This window comes from Nitratireductor aquimarinus, assembly GCF_017255295.1.
GTDB classification, from domain to species: domain Bacteria; phylum Pseudomonadota; class Alphaproteobacteria; order Rhizobiales; family Rhizobiaceae; genus Nitratireductor; species Nitratireductor aquimarinus.
Window position 1 is genome coordinate 102,340 of record NZ_JAFKDE010000006.1, and the last position, 12,964, is coordinate 115,303.

The window sequence follows — 12,964 nt, forward strand, 5'->3', positions numbered from 1 at the left end:
GGGCCGTTTGCTACCTCAAAAGCATATCAGTTTTGGAGGGCTGCGGGCGATCATGAACAACCCACCCCTGAAGGGCGTTCGCGTCATCGAATTGGCGCGCATTCTGGCCGGCCCCTGGGCAGGCCAGGTTCTGGCCGATCTGGGCGCTGACGTCATCAAGGTCGAAAACCCCAATGGCGGCGACGACACCCGCAAATGGGGACCGCCCTTCGTGAAAGGTGCGGATGGCGAGAACCTTTCTGCCGCCTATTACCATTCGTGCAACCGGGGCAAGCGCTCCATCGCGCTCGACTTCTCGAAGCCGGAAGAGGCGGAGAAGCTGAAAAAGCTGATCGCCACCGCTGACGTTCTGATCGAGAACTTCAAGCTGGGCGGGCTCAAAAAATACGGGCTCGATTATGAGAGCCTGAAGGCCATCAACCCGCGCCTCGTCTATTGCTCCATCACCGGCTTTGGCCAGACCGGCCCCTATGCGCCGCGCGCGGGCTACGACTTCATCATTCAGGGCATGTCGGGGCTGATGTCCATCACCGGCGCGCCGGGCGGCGAGCCGCAGAAGGTGGGCGTGGCGGTGAGCGACATCTTCACCGGGCTCTACTCGGTGATCGCCATTCAGGCCGCACTTCGCCACGCGGAGGCGACCGGCCAGGGCCAGCACATCGACATGGCGCTGCTCGACAGCCAGGTGGCCGTGCTTGCCAATCAGAACATGAATTATCTGATCTCCGGCAACAGCCCGGTGCAGATGGGCAACGCCCACATGAACATCGCGCCCTATGAGGTGCTGCCGGTGAAGGACGGGCACATCATCCTCGCCGTGGGCAATGACGGCCAGTTCCAGCGCTTCTGCAAGATCGTCGGCCTTGACGATCTGCCGGCAGACGAACGCTTTGCAACCAACCCGGCGCGCGTGGCCAACCGCACGGCGCTGCGCGAGCGCATCGTCGCCACGCTGGCGGGCTGGGAAAAGGCGGAACTTCTGGGCAAGTTCGACGCCAATGCGGTGCCGGCGAGCCCGATCAACACGATTGAGGAAATGTTCGATGATCCGCAGGTGAAGGCGCGCGGCATGCAGCTTTCGCTCGATGACGGACACGGGACGGCGCTGCCTTCGGTGCGTGCGCCCATCGCCCTTTCACAAACCCCGCTTTCCTATGAACGGCCAAGCCCCCGGCTTGGCGAACACACGGCAGAGATCCTGCGCGAAATCGGAGACGACAGCGAATGAAGACCGGTGGCCAGCTTATCGTCGACAGCCTTGAAGCCAATGGCGTCGACCGCATTTTCAGCGTGCCGGGCGAAAGCTACCTGGCGGTGCTCGACGCGCTTCACGATTCAAAGATCCGCAACATTGTCTGCCGTCAGGAAGGCGGCGCGGCGATGATGGCGGACTGCCACGGACGGCTGACCGGCCAGCCCGGCATCTGCTTCGTCACACGCGGCCCCGGCGCGACCAACGCATCGCCCGGCGTCCACATCGCCATGCAGGATTCCACGCCGATGATCCTGTTCATCGGACAGGTGGCGAGCCATGCCCGCGAACGCGAGGCGTTTCAGGAAGTGGATTACCGCGCCTTTTTCGGCCCCATCGCCAAATGGGCAACCGAGATCGACGATGCGGCGCGGATCCCCGAAATCCTGACGCGCGCCTTTTCGGTCGCGACCTCCGGCCGCCCCGGCCCGGTGGTGATTTCGCTTCCCGAGGACATGCTGACAAGCCTGGTGGATGCGCCCGCAGCACGGGCCGCCACGCCGGTCGAAACGCGCCCGGGCGCAGCCGAGATGGAAGAGCTTGCCGCTCTCCTGAAGGACGCCAAACAGCCCTTCGTCATTCTTGGCGGCTCGCGCTGGAACGAGAAGGCCGTGGCCGATTTCCAGAAGGCGGCGGAAGCATGGTCGCTGCCCGTTGGCTGCTCGTTCCGCCGGCAGATGCTGTTCGATCACCTGCACCCCTCCTATGCCGGCGATGTGGGCATCGGTCCCAATCCGAAGCTCGCAGCCGCCGTCAAGGATGCCGATCTGGTGCTGCTCGTCGGCGGCCGGTTCAGCGAGATGCCGTCCTCAGACTACACGCTCATGAAGAGCCCCTATCCCGACCAGAAGCTGGTGCATGTGCACGCCGACGCCAATGAGCTTGGCCGCGTCTATCGCCCCACACTTGCCATCAACGCATCATCGGCGGCCTTCGCCGAGGCGTTTGCCGGGCTCGCACCGGGTGACGCGCCCCGTGACATGCCATGGGCAGAAGAGACCGAGCGCCTGCATCAGGCCTATCTCGACTGGTCGACCCCGCCAAAGACCGGCCCCGGCGCGGTGCAGATGGGTCCGATCATGGAGTATCTGGAAAGCGTTCTGCCGGACGATGCGATCTTCACCAATGGCGCAGGCAATTACGCCACCTGGGTGCACCGCTTCCACCGTTTCCGCCGTTTCGCCACGCAGGGCGCACCGACCTCCGGCTCAATGGGCTATAGCACGCCGGCAGCCGTGGCCGCCAAGGCGCTTTTCCCCGAGCGCCCCGTGCTGGCGTTTGCCGGCGATGGCTGCTTCATGATGAACGGTCAGGAATTCGCCACTGCCGTGCAGGAGAACCTGCCGATCATCGTGGTGGTGGTGAACAACGGCATTTTCGGCACGATCCGCATGCATCAGGAGCGCGAATATCCCGGCCGCGTTTCCGGCACCTCGATCAACAACCCCGATTTCGCAGCGCTTGCCCGTGCCTATGGCGGACATGGCGAAACGGTGGAGAAGACGGAAGCGTTTGCCAAAGCATTCGAGCGCGCACAGGCCAGCGGCAAACCGGCGCTGATCGAAATCCGGCTCGACCCGGAAGCCATCACGCCCGCCAAAACGCTGACGGATATCCGCGAGAAGCGTTGAGGATCATTTGTGCTGCGGGCGTGAGCCTGCGGCACTGTCAGCGCGTGCCTTCTCCCCCGCCCTTCGACAAGCTCAGGATGAGGGAGAAGGCAGATTAACCGTGCTATCTTTGATCAGGCGAGATTACGTTTGAAAGCCCTCTGATAGGGTGGGCTCCGACTTGCCAAGTCCTCCCCTCCAACCCAGCCCTCATCCTGAGCTTGTCGAAGGGCGGGGGCGACATGGAGGGGCAGCGGAAAATCCATAAGAGCAGGCGCTTGCCCCTCATCCCCCTGCCGGGACCTTCTCCCCGCTTGCGGGGAGAAGGAACGCGTCATTGACGGTTGTCAGAAATGAAACGCGCTGATCAGGCGGCGTCGAAATCGAGGACCAGCTTCTTCGCCGTGGGGCGGGTCTGGCAGGCGAGTGTGAAGCCGGCTTCCACTTCCCAGGGTTCGAGCGAGAAGTTCACGGCCATTTCCGACTGCCCCTCCACAACGCGGCAGCGGCAGGTGCAGCACATGCCACCGGCGCAGGAGTAAGGCAGCTCGATACCGGCCTTGTGGGCAGCGTCGAGCACGGTGCCATCGGCATCCTGCATGGAGAAGCTGCGGCGCACGCCATCGACAACGACCTCAATGGCAACACCATCCTGAACCGCTTCGCGTGCGGCCTTCGATGCCTTGCGGGGCGCGGGCGCTTCGCCGGAGGGCGTGAAGCGCTCGAAGCGGATGCGGTCACGCTCGACACCCATGGTCTCAAGTGCGCCGGAAACCGCGTCGATCATCTCGCCGGGGCCGCACAGGAACACGCCATCCATGGCGGCGGGCTCGATGAGACCGCCGGAGGCGAGCTCGCCAACGCGCCCGGCATCAATGCGGCCATTCAGGAGCTCCACATCCTGCGTTTCGCGCGACAGGAGATGGATCAGCGTGAAGCGGCCCATATGGCGGTCCTTGAGATCGTTCAGCTCCTCAAGGAACATGATCGTCTCGGTGGAGCGATTGCCATAGACCAGCGTGATGGTGCTCTCGGGCTCGTGGGCGAGAACCGTGCGGGCGATGGAGAGCATTGGCGTGATGCCGGAGCCGGCGGCGAACAGCAGGTAATCGTGGCGCTCACCCTTCAGCGCGGTGAAGCGGCCCTGCGGCGGCATCACCCGGATCGTGTCGCCAACCGACAGGACATCGTTGACGAAGGTGGAGAAGCGGCCATCGGCCACCTTCTTCACACCGACGCGGAGATACGGATCGCCGGGCGCGGAGCAGATGGAATAGGACCGGCGCGCCTCCGTGCCGTCAATATCGGTGGCGAGCGTCAGATACTGGCCGGGCGTGAAGGCAAAGGCCTCGGCCTGATCGGCCGGGATCTCAAAGGCGATCGCCACGGCTTCGGGGGTCTGGCGCTCGATGGAGGCCACTTTCAGATCGTGAAAACGCGGGGCCATGGTCACCTCGGTCTGGGTTCAGTCAGATACATTTGAAATAGTCGAAAGGCTCGTGGCAGGTCTGGCAGCGGTAAAGCGCCTTGCAGGCCGTGGAACCGAACTCGGAAATGCGCGCGGTCTCGAGCGAACCGCAGCGCGGGCACGCCACCTCCGTCTCGCCGAAAAGGGAGCGGATGGAATTGGACGCATTCGCCGGTGGCGCAATGCCATAGGCGCGCAGCTTTTCACGCCCCTCCGCCGTGATCCAGTCCGTCGTCCATGCGGGCGAAATGACCCGCTCGATGCGCGGTTCGAAACCCGCCTCGCGCAACGCCGTCTCCACCGCGAGCTCAATGGCAAGCACCGCCGGGCAGCCCGTATAGGTGGGCGTGACGCGGGCAACGGCGACGTCACCCTCCATCTCCACACCGCGCAGGATGCCGAGATCGGCAATGGTGACGGCGGGGATTTCCGGATCGACCACGGAAGCGGCGGCGCGATAGGCGCGCTCTTCCTTCTCCCCGCCTGCGGGGAGAAGGTGGCCCGAAGGGTCGGATGAGGGGCTTTGCACAGCATCCGAGAGGCAGGCTCGCCCCTCATCCCCCTGCCGGGACCTTCTCCCCGCAGGCGGGGAGAAGGAGGCTGTCACGACCTTATCCGACCTCGCACTCACCAGGTCATCCCCGGATAGGTGCGCTGCATGTATTGCAGCTCCGCGAGCAGGAAGCCCAGTGCCTCGCCATGGCGACCCTGACGGCCACCGGTCTGGCCATAGGGCGTTTCCACCCATTCAAGGCCAGCTTCGGCAAAGACCGGGCCGACAATGGCGTCGAAGGCAGGCCGCAGGGTGGACGGGTCGGGCGCGATGCCGGCCCCGGCCACGGCGCGGGTGACATCATCGCTCTCGAACAGCTCGTCCACATAGGGCGCGAGCGCCTCGACCGCCGCCTTCATGCGGCGGGTGCTTTCTTCCGTGCCATCGCCAAGGCGCACCACCCATTCGCCGGCATGGCGGATGTGATAGGCGACTTCCTTCTCGGCCTTGGCGGCGATGCCGGCCAGACGCTCGTCGGTCGACGTCATCATGGCCTGCCAGAGCGGCTGCATGAAGGCTGCGAAATAGAACTGGCGCAGCATGGTGTGTGCGAAATCGCCATTCTGGCGCTCGGCCATCAGGCAGTTCACATATTCACGCTCGCGGCGCACATAGGCGATCTGGTCCTCGTCGCGACCCTTGCCCTCAACCTCGCCGGCATATTGGTAGAGCGAACGCGCCTGACCGATGAGATCGAGCGCCATGTTGGGCATGGCGAGATCCTCTTCCAGCATGGGCGCGTGGCCGCACCACTCCGAAAGCCGGTGGCCGAGAACCAGATGATCGTCGGCAAGCCGCAACAGGAACGCCGTCAGCGTTTCGCCGGAGATGGAAGGAGCGGTGGAAGAAGCAGCGGCCATCACATATGCCCCACTTCTTCCGGAATTTCGTAAAAGGTCGGGTGACGGTAGACCTTCGACATTGCCGGCTCGAAGTTCTCGTCCTTGTTTTCCGGGTCCGACGCGGTGATCGCAGACGACGGCACGACCCAGATGGAGGTGCCCTCGCCGCGGCGCGTGTAGACATCGCGCGCAGCCTGAAGCGCCATCACCTCATCGGCGGCGTGCACCGAGCCGCAATGCTTGTGGGCCAGCCCGTTGCGCGGGCGGATGAAGACTTCCCAAAGGGGGATCTGGTTCTTGCTCATAGCGTCTCTCCGCTCACTCTGCCGCCATCTTCGCCGCTTCGCGGCGGGCATTTCGTTTTTCCGCATGCGCAAGGACCGCCTCGCGCACCCATGCGCCATCGTCCCAGGCCTTCTGACGGGCGGCGATGCGGTCGCGGTTCATGGGGCCATGCCCCTTCACCACGCGCCAGAACTCATCCCAGTCGATGGCGCCGAAATCGTAGCCGCCCTTCTCCTCGTTCCATTTCAGGTCCGGATCGGGGAAGGTCAGGCCGATGAACTCGCCCTGCGGCACCGTTGCATCGACGAATTTCTGCCTGAGCTCGTCATTGGTGAAGCGCTTGATCTTCCACTTCATGGACTGGTCGCTGTGCTGGCTGTCGCCATCATGCGGACCGAACATCATGAGCGAGGGCCACCACCAGCGGTTCAGCGCATCCTGCGCCATTTCCTTCTGCTCGGGCGTGCCGCGCGCCAGCGTCATCATGATCTCGTAGCCCTGACGCTGGTGAAAACTCTCTTCCTTGCACACGCGGATCATGGCGCGCGCATAGGGGCCGTAGGAACAGCGGCAGAGCGGGATCTGGTTCATGATGGCCGCGCCATCCACAAGCCAGCCAATCGCGCCGATGTCAGCCCAGGTCTGCGTCGGATAGTTGAAGATGGAGGAATACTTCGCCTTGCCGGACAGAAGCTCCTCGGTCATCTCCTCGCGCGAAACGCCCAGCGTCTCGGCGGCGGAATAGAGATAAAGCCCGTGGCCGCCTTCATCCTGCACCTTGGCGAGCAGGGCCGCCTTGCGGCGCAGCGACGGGGCGCGCGTGATCCAGTTGCCCTCCGGCAGCATGCCGACAATCTCGGAATGCGCGTGCTGGCCGATCTGGCGGACGAGCGTCTTGCGGTAGCCCTCCGGCATCGGGTCGTTGGGCTCGATTTTCTCTTCGGCGTCGATGCGCGCCTGAAACGCGGCGAGGAAAGCCTCGTCTTCGTTCGTATCGGTCTTAGCGCCGATAAGCCCTTGGCTATACATCGCTTGTCCTCCATGCTTGCGGCGGCTCAGGGCGGGGGAACATGCCCTCACAGAAAACGTGTAACAAAAAAGCTTGAAACTTGCAATATTTTGTAACGCTTTTTGGCGACGGGAGGAATGATGAGCGAAACGGCGATCGAAAAGGACGCGCTGACGGCCGCGCGCGACACGCTTGCAACGGTTTTCGCACCGTGGATTGCAGCGCTTGAGATCGAGGCGCTCGCAGCGGACGAAACGGGCGTGGACTTCCGCCTGCCGGAAAACCGGGACCTTGCGCATGCGGGCGGCGTGATCTGCGGGCAGGCAACGGCTTCCGCCGCCGACACCTGCGCGGTGGCAGCCCTTTCCGCCGCCAATGGCCGCTTCCGCACCTGCACGACGGTGGACATGACCACACACTTCATTCGCCCGCTGAAGCCCGGCCCCGTGGTGATCCGCGTCGAGGTTCTGTCGAATGGACGGCGCATGGCCTATGTGCGGGTGGAGATGCGTGCTGAAGGCGACGCACGCCTCGCCTTCACGGCGACCGGCGCCTACGCTTATCTTGACGGCTAAACTTCCAAGGAGCTGCGTTTTATTTCGAGTGACAGATCAATCGGAATTAAAGTAGCCTGATCCGGCAATTCTCGCTGCAATTACGCTGTGGAGGAAAGTCATGATCAGGTCACTTGAAGATTTCGACGAGTTCTGCGGGGACGACCAGAAGCTCGACACATCGCACCTTTCGATCCTGAGCAATGAGGAAATCTCGTTTTTCAGGCATTGCCTGGACTTCGACGAGAACGGCTTCGTCTCGAAAATCTACTTTGGAGATCTGGCGAAAGCCGGCCTCAACGATTTCCAGATCGCAGACGTGGCGGCCCTTTTCGGCATTGACGAAAAGCGCTTCAAGCGCACCTATCACGCCTTCGGCGATGGACAGGGAAACTGCATTCACAGGGCTTACTGGTGGTGCCCTTACGACAGGCCACGCGCGGTCTGAGGATGAGAAAACGAGGCGAAGCGGGCGAAACGCGTTGCGCCCGCTTCGCACCAGCAGAGAAGACTATTCCCCCTCTTTCCAGACCGCATCCTGCCCGTAGAGCGGCACGGTGGAGATCGCCATCTTGGCCGAACCGTCCTGCACCTGGCGGGCGTGGGACAGATAGATCAGCGTGTCGTTGGCCTCATCATAGATGCGCTTGACGACGACCGACTTCCAGATGAGCGACTGGCGCTGCTTGAACACTTCTTCGCCACCGTCATCCATATCGATATCGCCGATAACGATGGGACCGGTCTGGCGGCAGGAGATGGAGGAGTTGGACGGGTCCTCGAACCAGTTGCCCTTCTGCAGACGGTCGATCACGCCGCGATCGAAATAAGTGACATGACAGGTCACGCCCTCCACTTTCGGGTCATTGACGGCTTCGATGATGATGTCGTTGCCGAGCCAGTCGACACCGATTTCGCCCACCTGCTCGGCGGATGCGGGAGCTGCGATGAAAACGGACGCGATGAATGACGCGGCAAGGGTCGGGAGGGAAAAACGCATGGCCTGTCTCGAACGGTTGAAACTCGGATGCCCCCAATATGGGGACTGACCGGCGCAAATGGAATGCACCGGTCAGACGAACCGCTTTGAAAGAGAGCTGGTTATTTGCCGGACCGGATCATGTCGCGGATCTTCACCGCCTTTTCGAAATGATCGAGCGCGTGCGTCCTGATCCACCATTCCGCCGCTTCCATGAGAAGCTCGGGATCGTCATTCTTGTTCGCGAAGAAGGCATAGAAAGAGAGCCCGACGCCCTCACCCTTCTTCGCGATTTTCTCTTCGCAGATCGCGATGGCTTTCGCCCTGAGTGCAGGCCGCATGTGAGTGCTCCGGTTGAGTTGGGACCGGGCGTTTAACAGCTGTGCGGCGCAGAGGCAACGCGCCTCATCGTATCCGAGCAAGGCTCGGATTAGCTGAGCTCGACAAGGCTGAAACCTCTGCGAGAACCAAGGTCGCACATGTCGCTGAGAAGGGTTTTGAAGACAACCTGCCAAATACCCGGTTTGCAGAAATTCAAGTCCAAACCCACCACGGCAAAAAAACAACGCGAACTTGCTATCGCAATCTTGCCGTTACTTACTCCAAAAACAACCCCTCCAGAAACCGCGCGGCATCCTCGAAACGGCCCTCACCGCCGCGCTTTTCACCGAGAACGGCGCGTACCTGGACGTCGAAATCGGCGTAGTGCTGGGTGGTCGCCCAGATGGCGAAGATGAAGTGATAGGGATCGCTCTTCTTTAGCCGCCCCTCGCGCATCCATGCGGCGATGACGGTCGCCTTCTCGTCCACCAGTTCCCTGAGCTCGCCCTCAAGCAACGGAAGGATGCGCGGCGCGCCCTGCAGGATCTCATTGGCGAAAAGCCGGCTCTCGCGCGGAAAGTCGCGCGACATCTCCATCTTGCGGCGGATGTAGGAGCGGATTTCCGACTGTGGGTCGCCTGCCGCATCCATGGCGCGCAGGGGCGCGAGCCATGTCTCCATGAGACGCTGAATCAGGGTCGTAAAAATCTCCTCCTTGTTCTTGAAATAATAAAGGAGATTGGGCTTCGACATACCCGCCTCATCGGCGATCTGATCGATGGTCGAACCACGGAACCCGTGCCTGGAAAAAACCTCAAGCGCCGCCTCGCCGATCAGCTCGCGTTTCTCGCGCTGGATGCGGGTGCGTTTGGGGCGGGGAGCGGGCTCGTCCATCAGGCCGCCGCTCCATGGGCTGCGGGGTCGGTTGCGCGCGTGTGACGGGGGCCATCAAGGCCGTGTAAACGGCGCTTCTGGTCCAGCCGATTAGTCCACTGTGGAATGCGCCGGCGCAAGGACATTTCCCCTACTATACTCTTGACCGCCCACATGGCGGTGTTAACGTTTGTCCAAACGGTCAAAAATTTCGTAGCATAACTATGTGCGAACTACCAAGCATTGACCGGGATAAGCCGAGCGCAACAAACAATCAGGGGAAGCTTGGTCATGCTCGACAGGCAAAACAAGAGGCCGAACGACCTATCCGCATTCTGGATGCCGTTCACTGCGAACCGGCAGTTCAAGGAAACGCCACGGATGCTGGTCGCAGCCAAGGACATGCACTTCACGGCCGAGGACGGCCGCAAGATCATGGATGGCACGGCGGGGCTGTGGTGCGTGAACGCCGGGCACTGCCGGCCGAAGATCACCGAGGCCATCCAGAAACAGGCCGCAGAGCTGGACTATGCGCCCGCCTTCCAGATGGGCCATCCCATCGCGTTTGAATTCGCCAACCGGCTGGCCGCGATGGCCCCGGAGGGCATGGACCATGTGTTCTTCACCAATTCGGGCTCGGAGAGCGTCGACACGGCGCTGAAGATCGCGCTTGCCTATCACCGGGTGAAGGGGGACGGCTCGCGCTTCCGCCTGATCGGCCGCGAGCGCGGCTATCATGGCGTGAATTTCGGCGGCATCTCGGTGGGCGGCATCGTGTCCAACCGCAAGATGTTCGGCACGCTTCTGACGGGCGTTGACCACATGCCGCACACGCATCTGCCCGGCGAAAACGCATTCACGCGCGGCGAGCCGGAGCATGGCGGCGACCTAGCCGACGAGCTGGAGCGCATCGTTGCGCTGCATGACGCCTCGACGGTGGCAGCGGTGATCGTCGAGCCGGTGGCCGGTTCGACGGGTGTTCTGATCCCACCGAAGGGCTATCTGAAGCGCCTGCGCGACATCTGCGACAAGCACGGCATCCTCTTGATCTTCGATGAGGTCATCACCGGTTTCGGCCGCCTCGGCGCGCCGTTTGCTGCGGATTATTTCGGCGTGGTGCCGGACATCATGACCACCGCCAAGGGCGTGACCAACGGCGTCATCCCGATGGGCGCGGTGTTCGTGAAGAAGGAAATCCACGACGCCTTCATGAACGGGCCGGAGCACCTGATCGAGTTCTTCCACGGCTACACCTATTCGGGCAATCCGATTGCCTGTGCGGCGGGTCTGGCAACGCTCGACACCTATCAGGAAGAGGGGCTGCTCACGCGCGCCTCGGAGCTTGCCGACCACTGGGCCGACGCGCTGCATTCGCTCAAGGGCGAGCCGCATGTGATCGACATTCGCAATATCGGCCTTGTCGGCGCGGTGGAGCTGGAGAGCATTCCCGGCGAACCGACCAAGCGCGCCTTCTCGGCCTTCCTCAAGGCCTATGAGCGCGGGTTCCTGATCCGCACCACGGGCGACATCATCGCGCTTTCGCCGCCGCTGATCATCTCCCGCGGCCAGATCGATGAGCTGATCGACAATCTGCGCGACGTTTTGAGGATGATTGACTGATATGGCGACGGAACGCGAAAAGGCCACCCATGAGGTGCTGATCGAAGACGAGCGCGTGCGCGTGACCCGCTGGGATTTCGCGCCGGGGGCGGAGACCGGCTGGCACCGCCATGGCATGGACTATGTCATCACCACGCTCACGCCCTGCGCTTTCCATCTGGAAATGCCGGGCGGCGAAACCGTGCACAACAACCTTGAAGCGGGCGTTTCCTACCGCCGCGACGAGGGCGTGGAGCACAATGTCATCAATGGCGGCGACAAACCGATGTCGTTCGTCGAAGTCGAATTGAAGTAAGGGAATACGCAACATGGCCGCACCGGGCGAGAACTTAAAGATCAACGCCGACCGCCTCTGGGATTCACTCATGGAGATGGCGAAGATCGGGCCCGGTGTGGCCGGCGGCAACAACCGCCAGACACTGACGGACGAAGACGGCGAAGGCCGCAGGCTCTTTCAGAAATGGTGCGAGGAAGCCGGGCTCGAAATGGGCGTGGACGAAATGGGCACCATGTTCGCAACGCGCGCAGGCACCGACCCGGACGCCCTGCCCGTCTATGTCGGCTCGCATCTCGACACCCAGCCGACGGGCGGCAAGTATGACGGTGTACTCGGCGTTCTGGGCGGGCTCGAAGTCATCCGCTCGATGAACGATCTGGGCATCAAGACCAAGCATCCCGTCGTGGTGACCAACTGGACCAATGAGGAAGGCACGCGCTTCGCCCCGGCCATGCTGGCGTCGGGCGTGTTTGCCGGCGTGCATGAGCGCGACTGGGCCTATGACCGCACGGATGCGGAAGGCAAGCGCTTCGGCGACGAGCTGGAGCGCATCGGCTGGAAGGGCGACGAGCCCGTTGGCCAGCGCAAGATGAAGGCCTTCTTCGAACTGCACATCGAGCAGGGCCCGATCCTTGAAGACGAATTCGTCGATATCGGCGTTGTCACCCATGGGCAGGGCCTGTGGTGGCTGCAGGTGACGCTGACCGGCAAGGAGAGCCACACCGGCTCGACGCCGATGCCAAAGCGCCGCAATGCCGGGCTCGGCATGGCGCGGGTAACGGAGCTGGTGCACGAAGTGGCGATGGACTACCAGCCGAACGCCGTGGGCGCCATCGGCCATGTGGAGGTCTACCCCAATTCCCGCAACGTCATTCCGGGCAAGACGGTGTTCACCGTAGACATCCGCTCGCCCGACGAGAAGACGCTGAACAGGATGCGCGCGAAGATCGAGGCGGGCATCGAAACCATCTGCGACGCGCTCGACATCAAGTTCGAGATCGAGCCGGTCGGCCATTTCGCCCCGGTCACCTTCGACGAGGGCTGCGTGAAGGCGATCCGTGACGCCGCCGAACGGCTTGGCTATTCGCATCGCGACATCGTTTCGGGCGCTGGTCACGACGCCTGCTGGATCAACCGCGTGGCGCCGACCGCCATGGTGATGTGCCCCTGCGTCGACGGGCTTTCGCACAATGAGGCGGAAGAGATCACGAAGGAGTGGGCGCAGGGCGGCGCGGATGTCCTGTTCCATGCCGTGGTGGAAACGGCGGAGATCGTCGAATGATCTGACGATCCTGCATATCCGCCGAGGACAACACAATAA

General features: G+C 62.6%; 15 protein-coding genes. 7 read left to right on the forward strand and 8 right to left on the reverse strand.

Translation table 11 applies throughout. From position 1 onward, the window contains the following. Positions 1-52 precede the first annotated feature (52 nt). Entirely contained in the window at positions 53-1,228 is a 1,176-nt protein-coding gene (locus JYP46_RS11475) for a CaiB/BaiF CoA transferase family protein (RefSeq protein ID WP_206543912.1), read from the forward strand. Further along, the gene (locus JYP46_RS11480; protein ID WP_206548155.1) at positions 1,225-2,883 is read left to right on the forward strand and encodes a thiamine pyrophosphate-binding protein; all 1,659 of its coding nucleotides are present in this window, start codon (positions 1,225-1,227) and stop codon (positions 2,881-2,883) included. The genes JYP46_RS11475 and JYP46_RS11480 overlap by 4 nt, the downstream gene beginning before the upstream one ends. Positions 2,884-3,229: 346 nt before the next feature. Here the strand turns inward: JYP46_RS11480 and paaE are convergent, their stop codons facing one another. From paaE to paaA, 5 genes are all read right to left on the reverse strand, one after another. Further along, on the reverse strand, positions 3,230-4,309 hold the full coding sequence (paaE, locus tag JYP46_RS11485; protein ID WP_113155676.1) for a 1,2-phenylacetyl-CoA epoxidase subunit PaaE: 1,080 nt from the start codon (positions 4,307-4,309) through the stop codon (positions 3,230-3,232). Positions 4,310-4,331: 22 nt separating this feature from the next. Continuing rightward, the gene (gene paaD, locus JYP46_RS11490; protein WP_206543914.1) at positions 4,332-4,859 is read right to left on the reverse strand and encodes a 1,2-phenylacetyl-CoA epoxidase subunit PaaD; all 528 of its coding nucleotides are present in this window, start codon (positions 4,857-4,859) and stop codon (positions 4,332-4,334) included. A 98-nt stretch (positions 4,860-4,957) separates the two neighbouring features. After that, positions 4,958-5,743 (reverse strand): 1,2-phenylacetyl-CoA epoxidase subunit PaaC, encoded by a 786-nt coding sequence (paaC, locus tag JYP46_RS11495; RefSeq protein WP_206548156.1) that lies wholly within the window; start codon positions 5,741-5,743, stop codon positions 4,958-4,960. Then, positions 5,743-6,030, reverse strand: coding sequence for a 1,2-phenylacetyl-CoA epoxidase subunit PaaB (gene paaB / locus JYP46_RS11500; protein WP_065814923.1), 288 nt, complete (start codon positions 6,028-6,030; stop codon positions 5,743-5,745). Before paaB ends, paaC begins: the two co-directional genes overlap by 1 nt. Before the next feature lie 13 nt (positions 6,031-6,043). Continuing rightward, positions 6,044-7,039 carry a 1,2-phenylacetyl-CoA epoxidase subunit PaaA gene (paaA, locus tag JYP46_RS11505; protein WP_206548157.1) on the reverse strand — a complete coding sequence of 332 codons (996 nt, stop codon included), beginning with the start codon at positions 7,037-7,039 and terminating at the stop codon, positions 6,044-6,046. A 120-nt stretch (positions 7,040-7,159) separates the two neighbouring features. Here paaA and JYP46_RS11510 point away from each other — a divergent pair, with 120 nt between their 5' ends. Then, on the forward strand, positions 7,160-7,594 hold the full coding sequence (locus JYP46_RS11510) for a PaaI family thioesterase (RefSeq protein WP_206548158.1): 435 nt from the start codon (positions 7,160-7,162) through the stop codon (positions 7,592-7,594). 100 nt (positions 7,595-7,694) lie between these two features. Further along, on the forward strand, positions 7,695-8,021 hold the full coding sequence (locus JYP46_RS11515; RefSeq protein ID WP_113155680.1) for a hypothetical protein: 327 nt from the start codon (positions 7,695-7,697) through the stop codon (positions 8,019-8,021). Positions 8,022-8,084: 63 nt separating this feature from the next. On the opposite strand, the gene JYP46_RS11520 is transcribed toward JYP46_RS11515, so the two are convergent. The 3 genes from JYP46_RS11520 to JYP46_RS11530 form a co-directional block, all read right to left on the reverse strand. Beyond that, positions 8,085-8,573, reverse strand: a complete 489-nt coding sequence (locus tag JYP46_RS11520; RefSeq protein WP_206543917.1) for a CreA family protein — start codon at positions 8,571-8,573, stop codon at positions 8,085-8,087. A gap of 101 nt (positions 8,574-8,674) precedes the next feature. After that, positions 8,675-8,893, reverse strand: coding sequence for a DUF6500 family protein (locus JYP46_RS11525; protein ID WP_065814918.1), 219 nt, complete (start codon positions 8,891-8,893; stop codon positions 8,675-8,677). A 256-nt stretch (positions 8,894-9,149) separates the two neighbouring features. Beyond that, positions 9,150-9,767 (reverse strand): TetR family transcriptional regulator C-terminal domain-containing protein, encoded by a 618-nt coding sequence (locus JYP46_RS11530; protein ID WP_113155682.1) that lies wholly within the window; start codon positions 9,765-9,767, stop codon positions 9,150-9,152. A 270-nt stretch (positions 9,768-10,037) separates the two neighbouring features. Between JYP46_RS11530 and aptA the strand changes: the two genes are divergently transcribed. The 3 genes from aptA to JYP46_RS11545 are packed head-to-tail and all read left to right on the forward strand — an operon-like array spanning position 10,038 to position 12,925. Then, positions 10,038-11,366, forward strand: coding sequence for an omega-aminotransferase AptA (gene aptA, locus JYP46_RS11535; RefSeq protein ID WP_113155683.1), 1,329 nt, complete (start codon positions 10,038-10,040; stop codon positions 11,364-11,366). Position 11,367: 1 nt separating this feature from the next. After that, entirely contained in the window at positions 11,368-11,661 is a 294-nt protein-coding gene (locus JYP46_RS11540) for a cupin domain-containing protein (protein WP_090327048.1), read from the forward strand. A 13-nt stretch (positions 11,662-11,674) separates the two neighbouring features. Then, entirely contained in the window at positions 11,675-12,925 is a 1,251-nt protein-coding gene (locus JYP46_RS11545) for a Zn-dependent hydrolase (protein ID WP_113155684.1), read from the forward strand. Positions 12,926-12,964 lie beyond the last annotated feature (39 nt).

What these genes read in the sequence shown, in the direction of transcription:
- JYP46_RS11520 (WP_206543917.1), bottom strand. Translation starts at nt 8,573, where the DNA reads ATGCGTTTTTCCCTCCCGACCCTTGCCGCGTCATTCATCGCGTCCGTT.
- JYP46_RS11525 (WP_065814918.1), bottom strand. Translation starts at nt 8,893, where the DNA reads ATGCGGCCTGCACTCAGGGCGAAAGCCATCGCGATCTGCGAAGAGAAA.
- JYP46_RS11480 (WP_206548155.1), top strand. Translation starts at nt 1,225, where the DNA reads ATGAAGACCGGTGGCCAGCTTATCGTCGACAGCCTTGAAGCCAATGGC.
- paaE (WP_113155676.1), bottom strand. Translation starts at nt 4,309, where the DNA reads ATGGCCCCGCGTTTTCACGATCTGAAAGTGGCCTCCATCGAGCGCCAG.
- aptA (WP_113155683.1), top strand. Translation starts at nt 10,038, where the DNA reads ATGCTCGACAGGCAAAACAAGAGGCCGAACGACCTATCCGCATTCTGG.
- JYP46_RS11510 (WP_206548158.1), top strand. Translation starts at nt 7,160, where the DNA reads ATGAGCGAAACGGCGATCGAAAAGGACGCGCTGACGGCCGCGCGCGAC.
- JYP46_RS11540 (WP_090327048.1), top strand. Translation starts at nt 11,368, where the DNA reads ATGGCGACGGAACGCGAAAAGGCCACCCATGAGGTGCTGATCGAAGAC.
- paaA (WP_206548157.1), bottom strand. Translation starts at nt 7,039, where the DNA reads ATGTATAGCCAAGGGCTTATCGGCGCTAAGACCGATACGAACGAAGAC.
- JYP46_RS11530 (WP_113155682.1), bottom strand. Translation starts at nt 9,767, where the DNA reads ATGGACGAGCCCGCTCCCCGCCCCAAACGCACCCGCATCCAGCGCGAG.
- JYP46_RS11475 (WP_206543912.1), top strand. Translation starts at nt 53, where the DNA reads ATGAACAACCCACCCCTGAAGGGCGTTCGCGTCATCGAATTGGCGCGC.
- JYP46_RS11515 (WP_113155680.1), top strand. Translation starts at nt 7,695, where the DNA reads ATGATCAGGTCACTTGAAGATTTCGACGAGTTCTGCGGGGACGACCAG.
- JYP46_RS11545 (WP_113155684.1), top strand. Translation starts at nt 11,675, where the DNA reads ATGGCCGCACCGGGCGAGAACTTAAAGATCAACGCCGACCGCCTCTGG.
- paaB (WP_065814923.1), bottom strand. Translation starts at nt 6,030, where the DNA reads ATGAGCAAGAACCAGATCCCCCTTTGGGAAGTCTTCATCCGCCCGCGC.
- paaC (WP_206548156.1), bottom strand. Translation starts at nt 5,743, where the DNA reads ATGGCCGCTGCTTCTTCCACCGCTCCTTCCATCTCCGGCGAAACGCTG.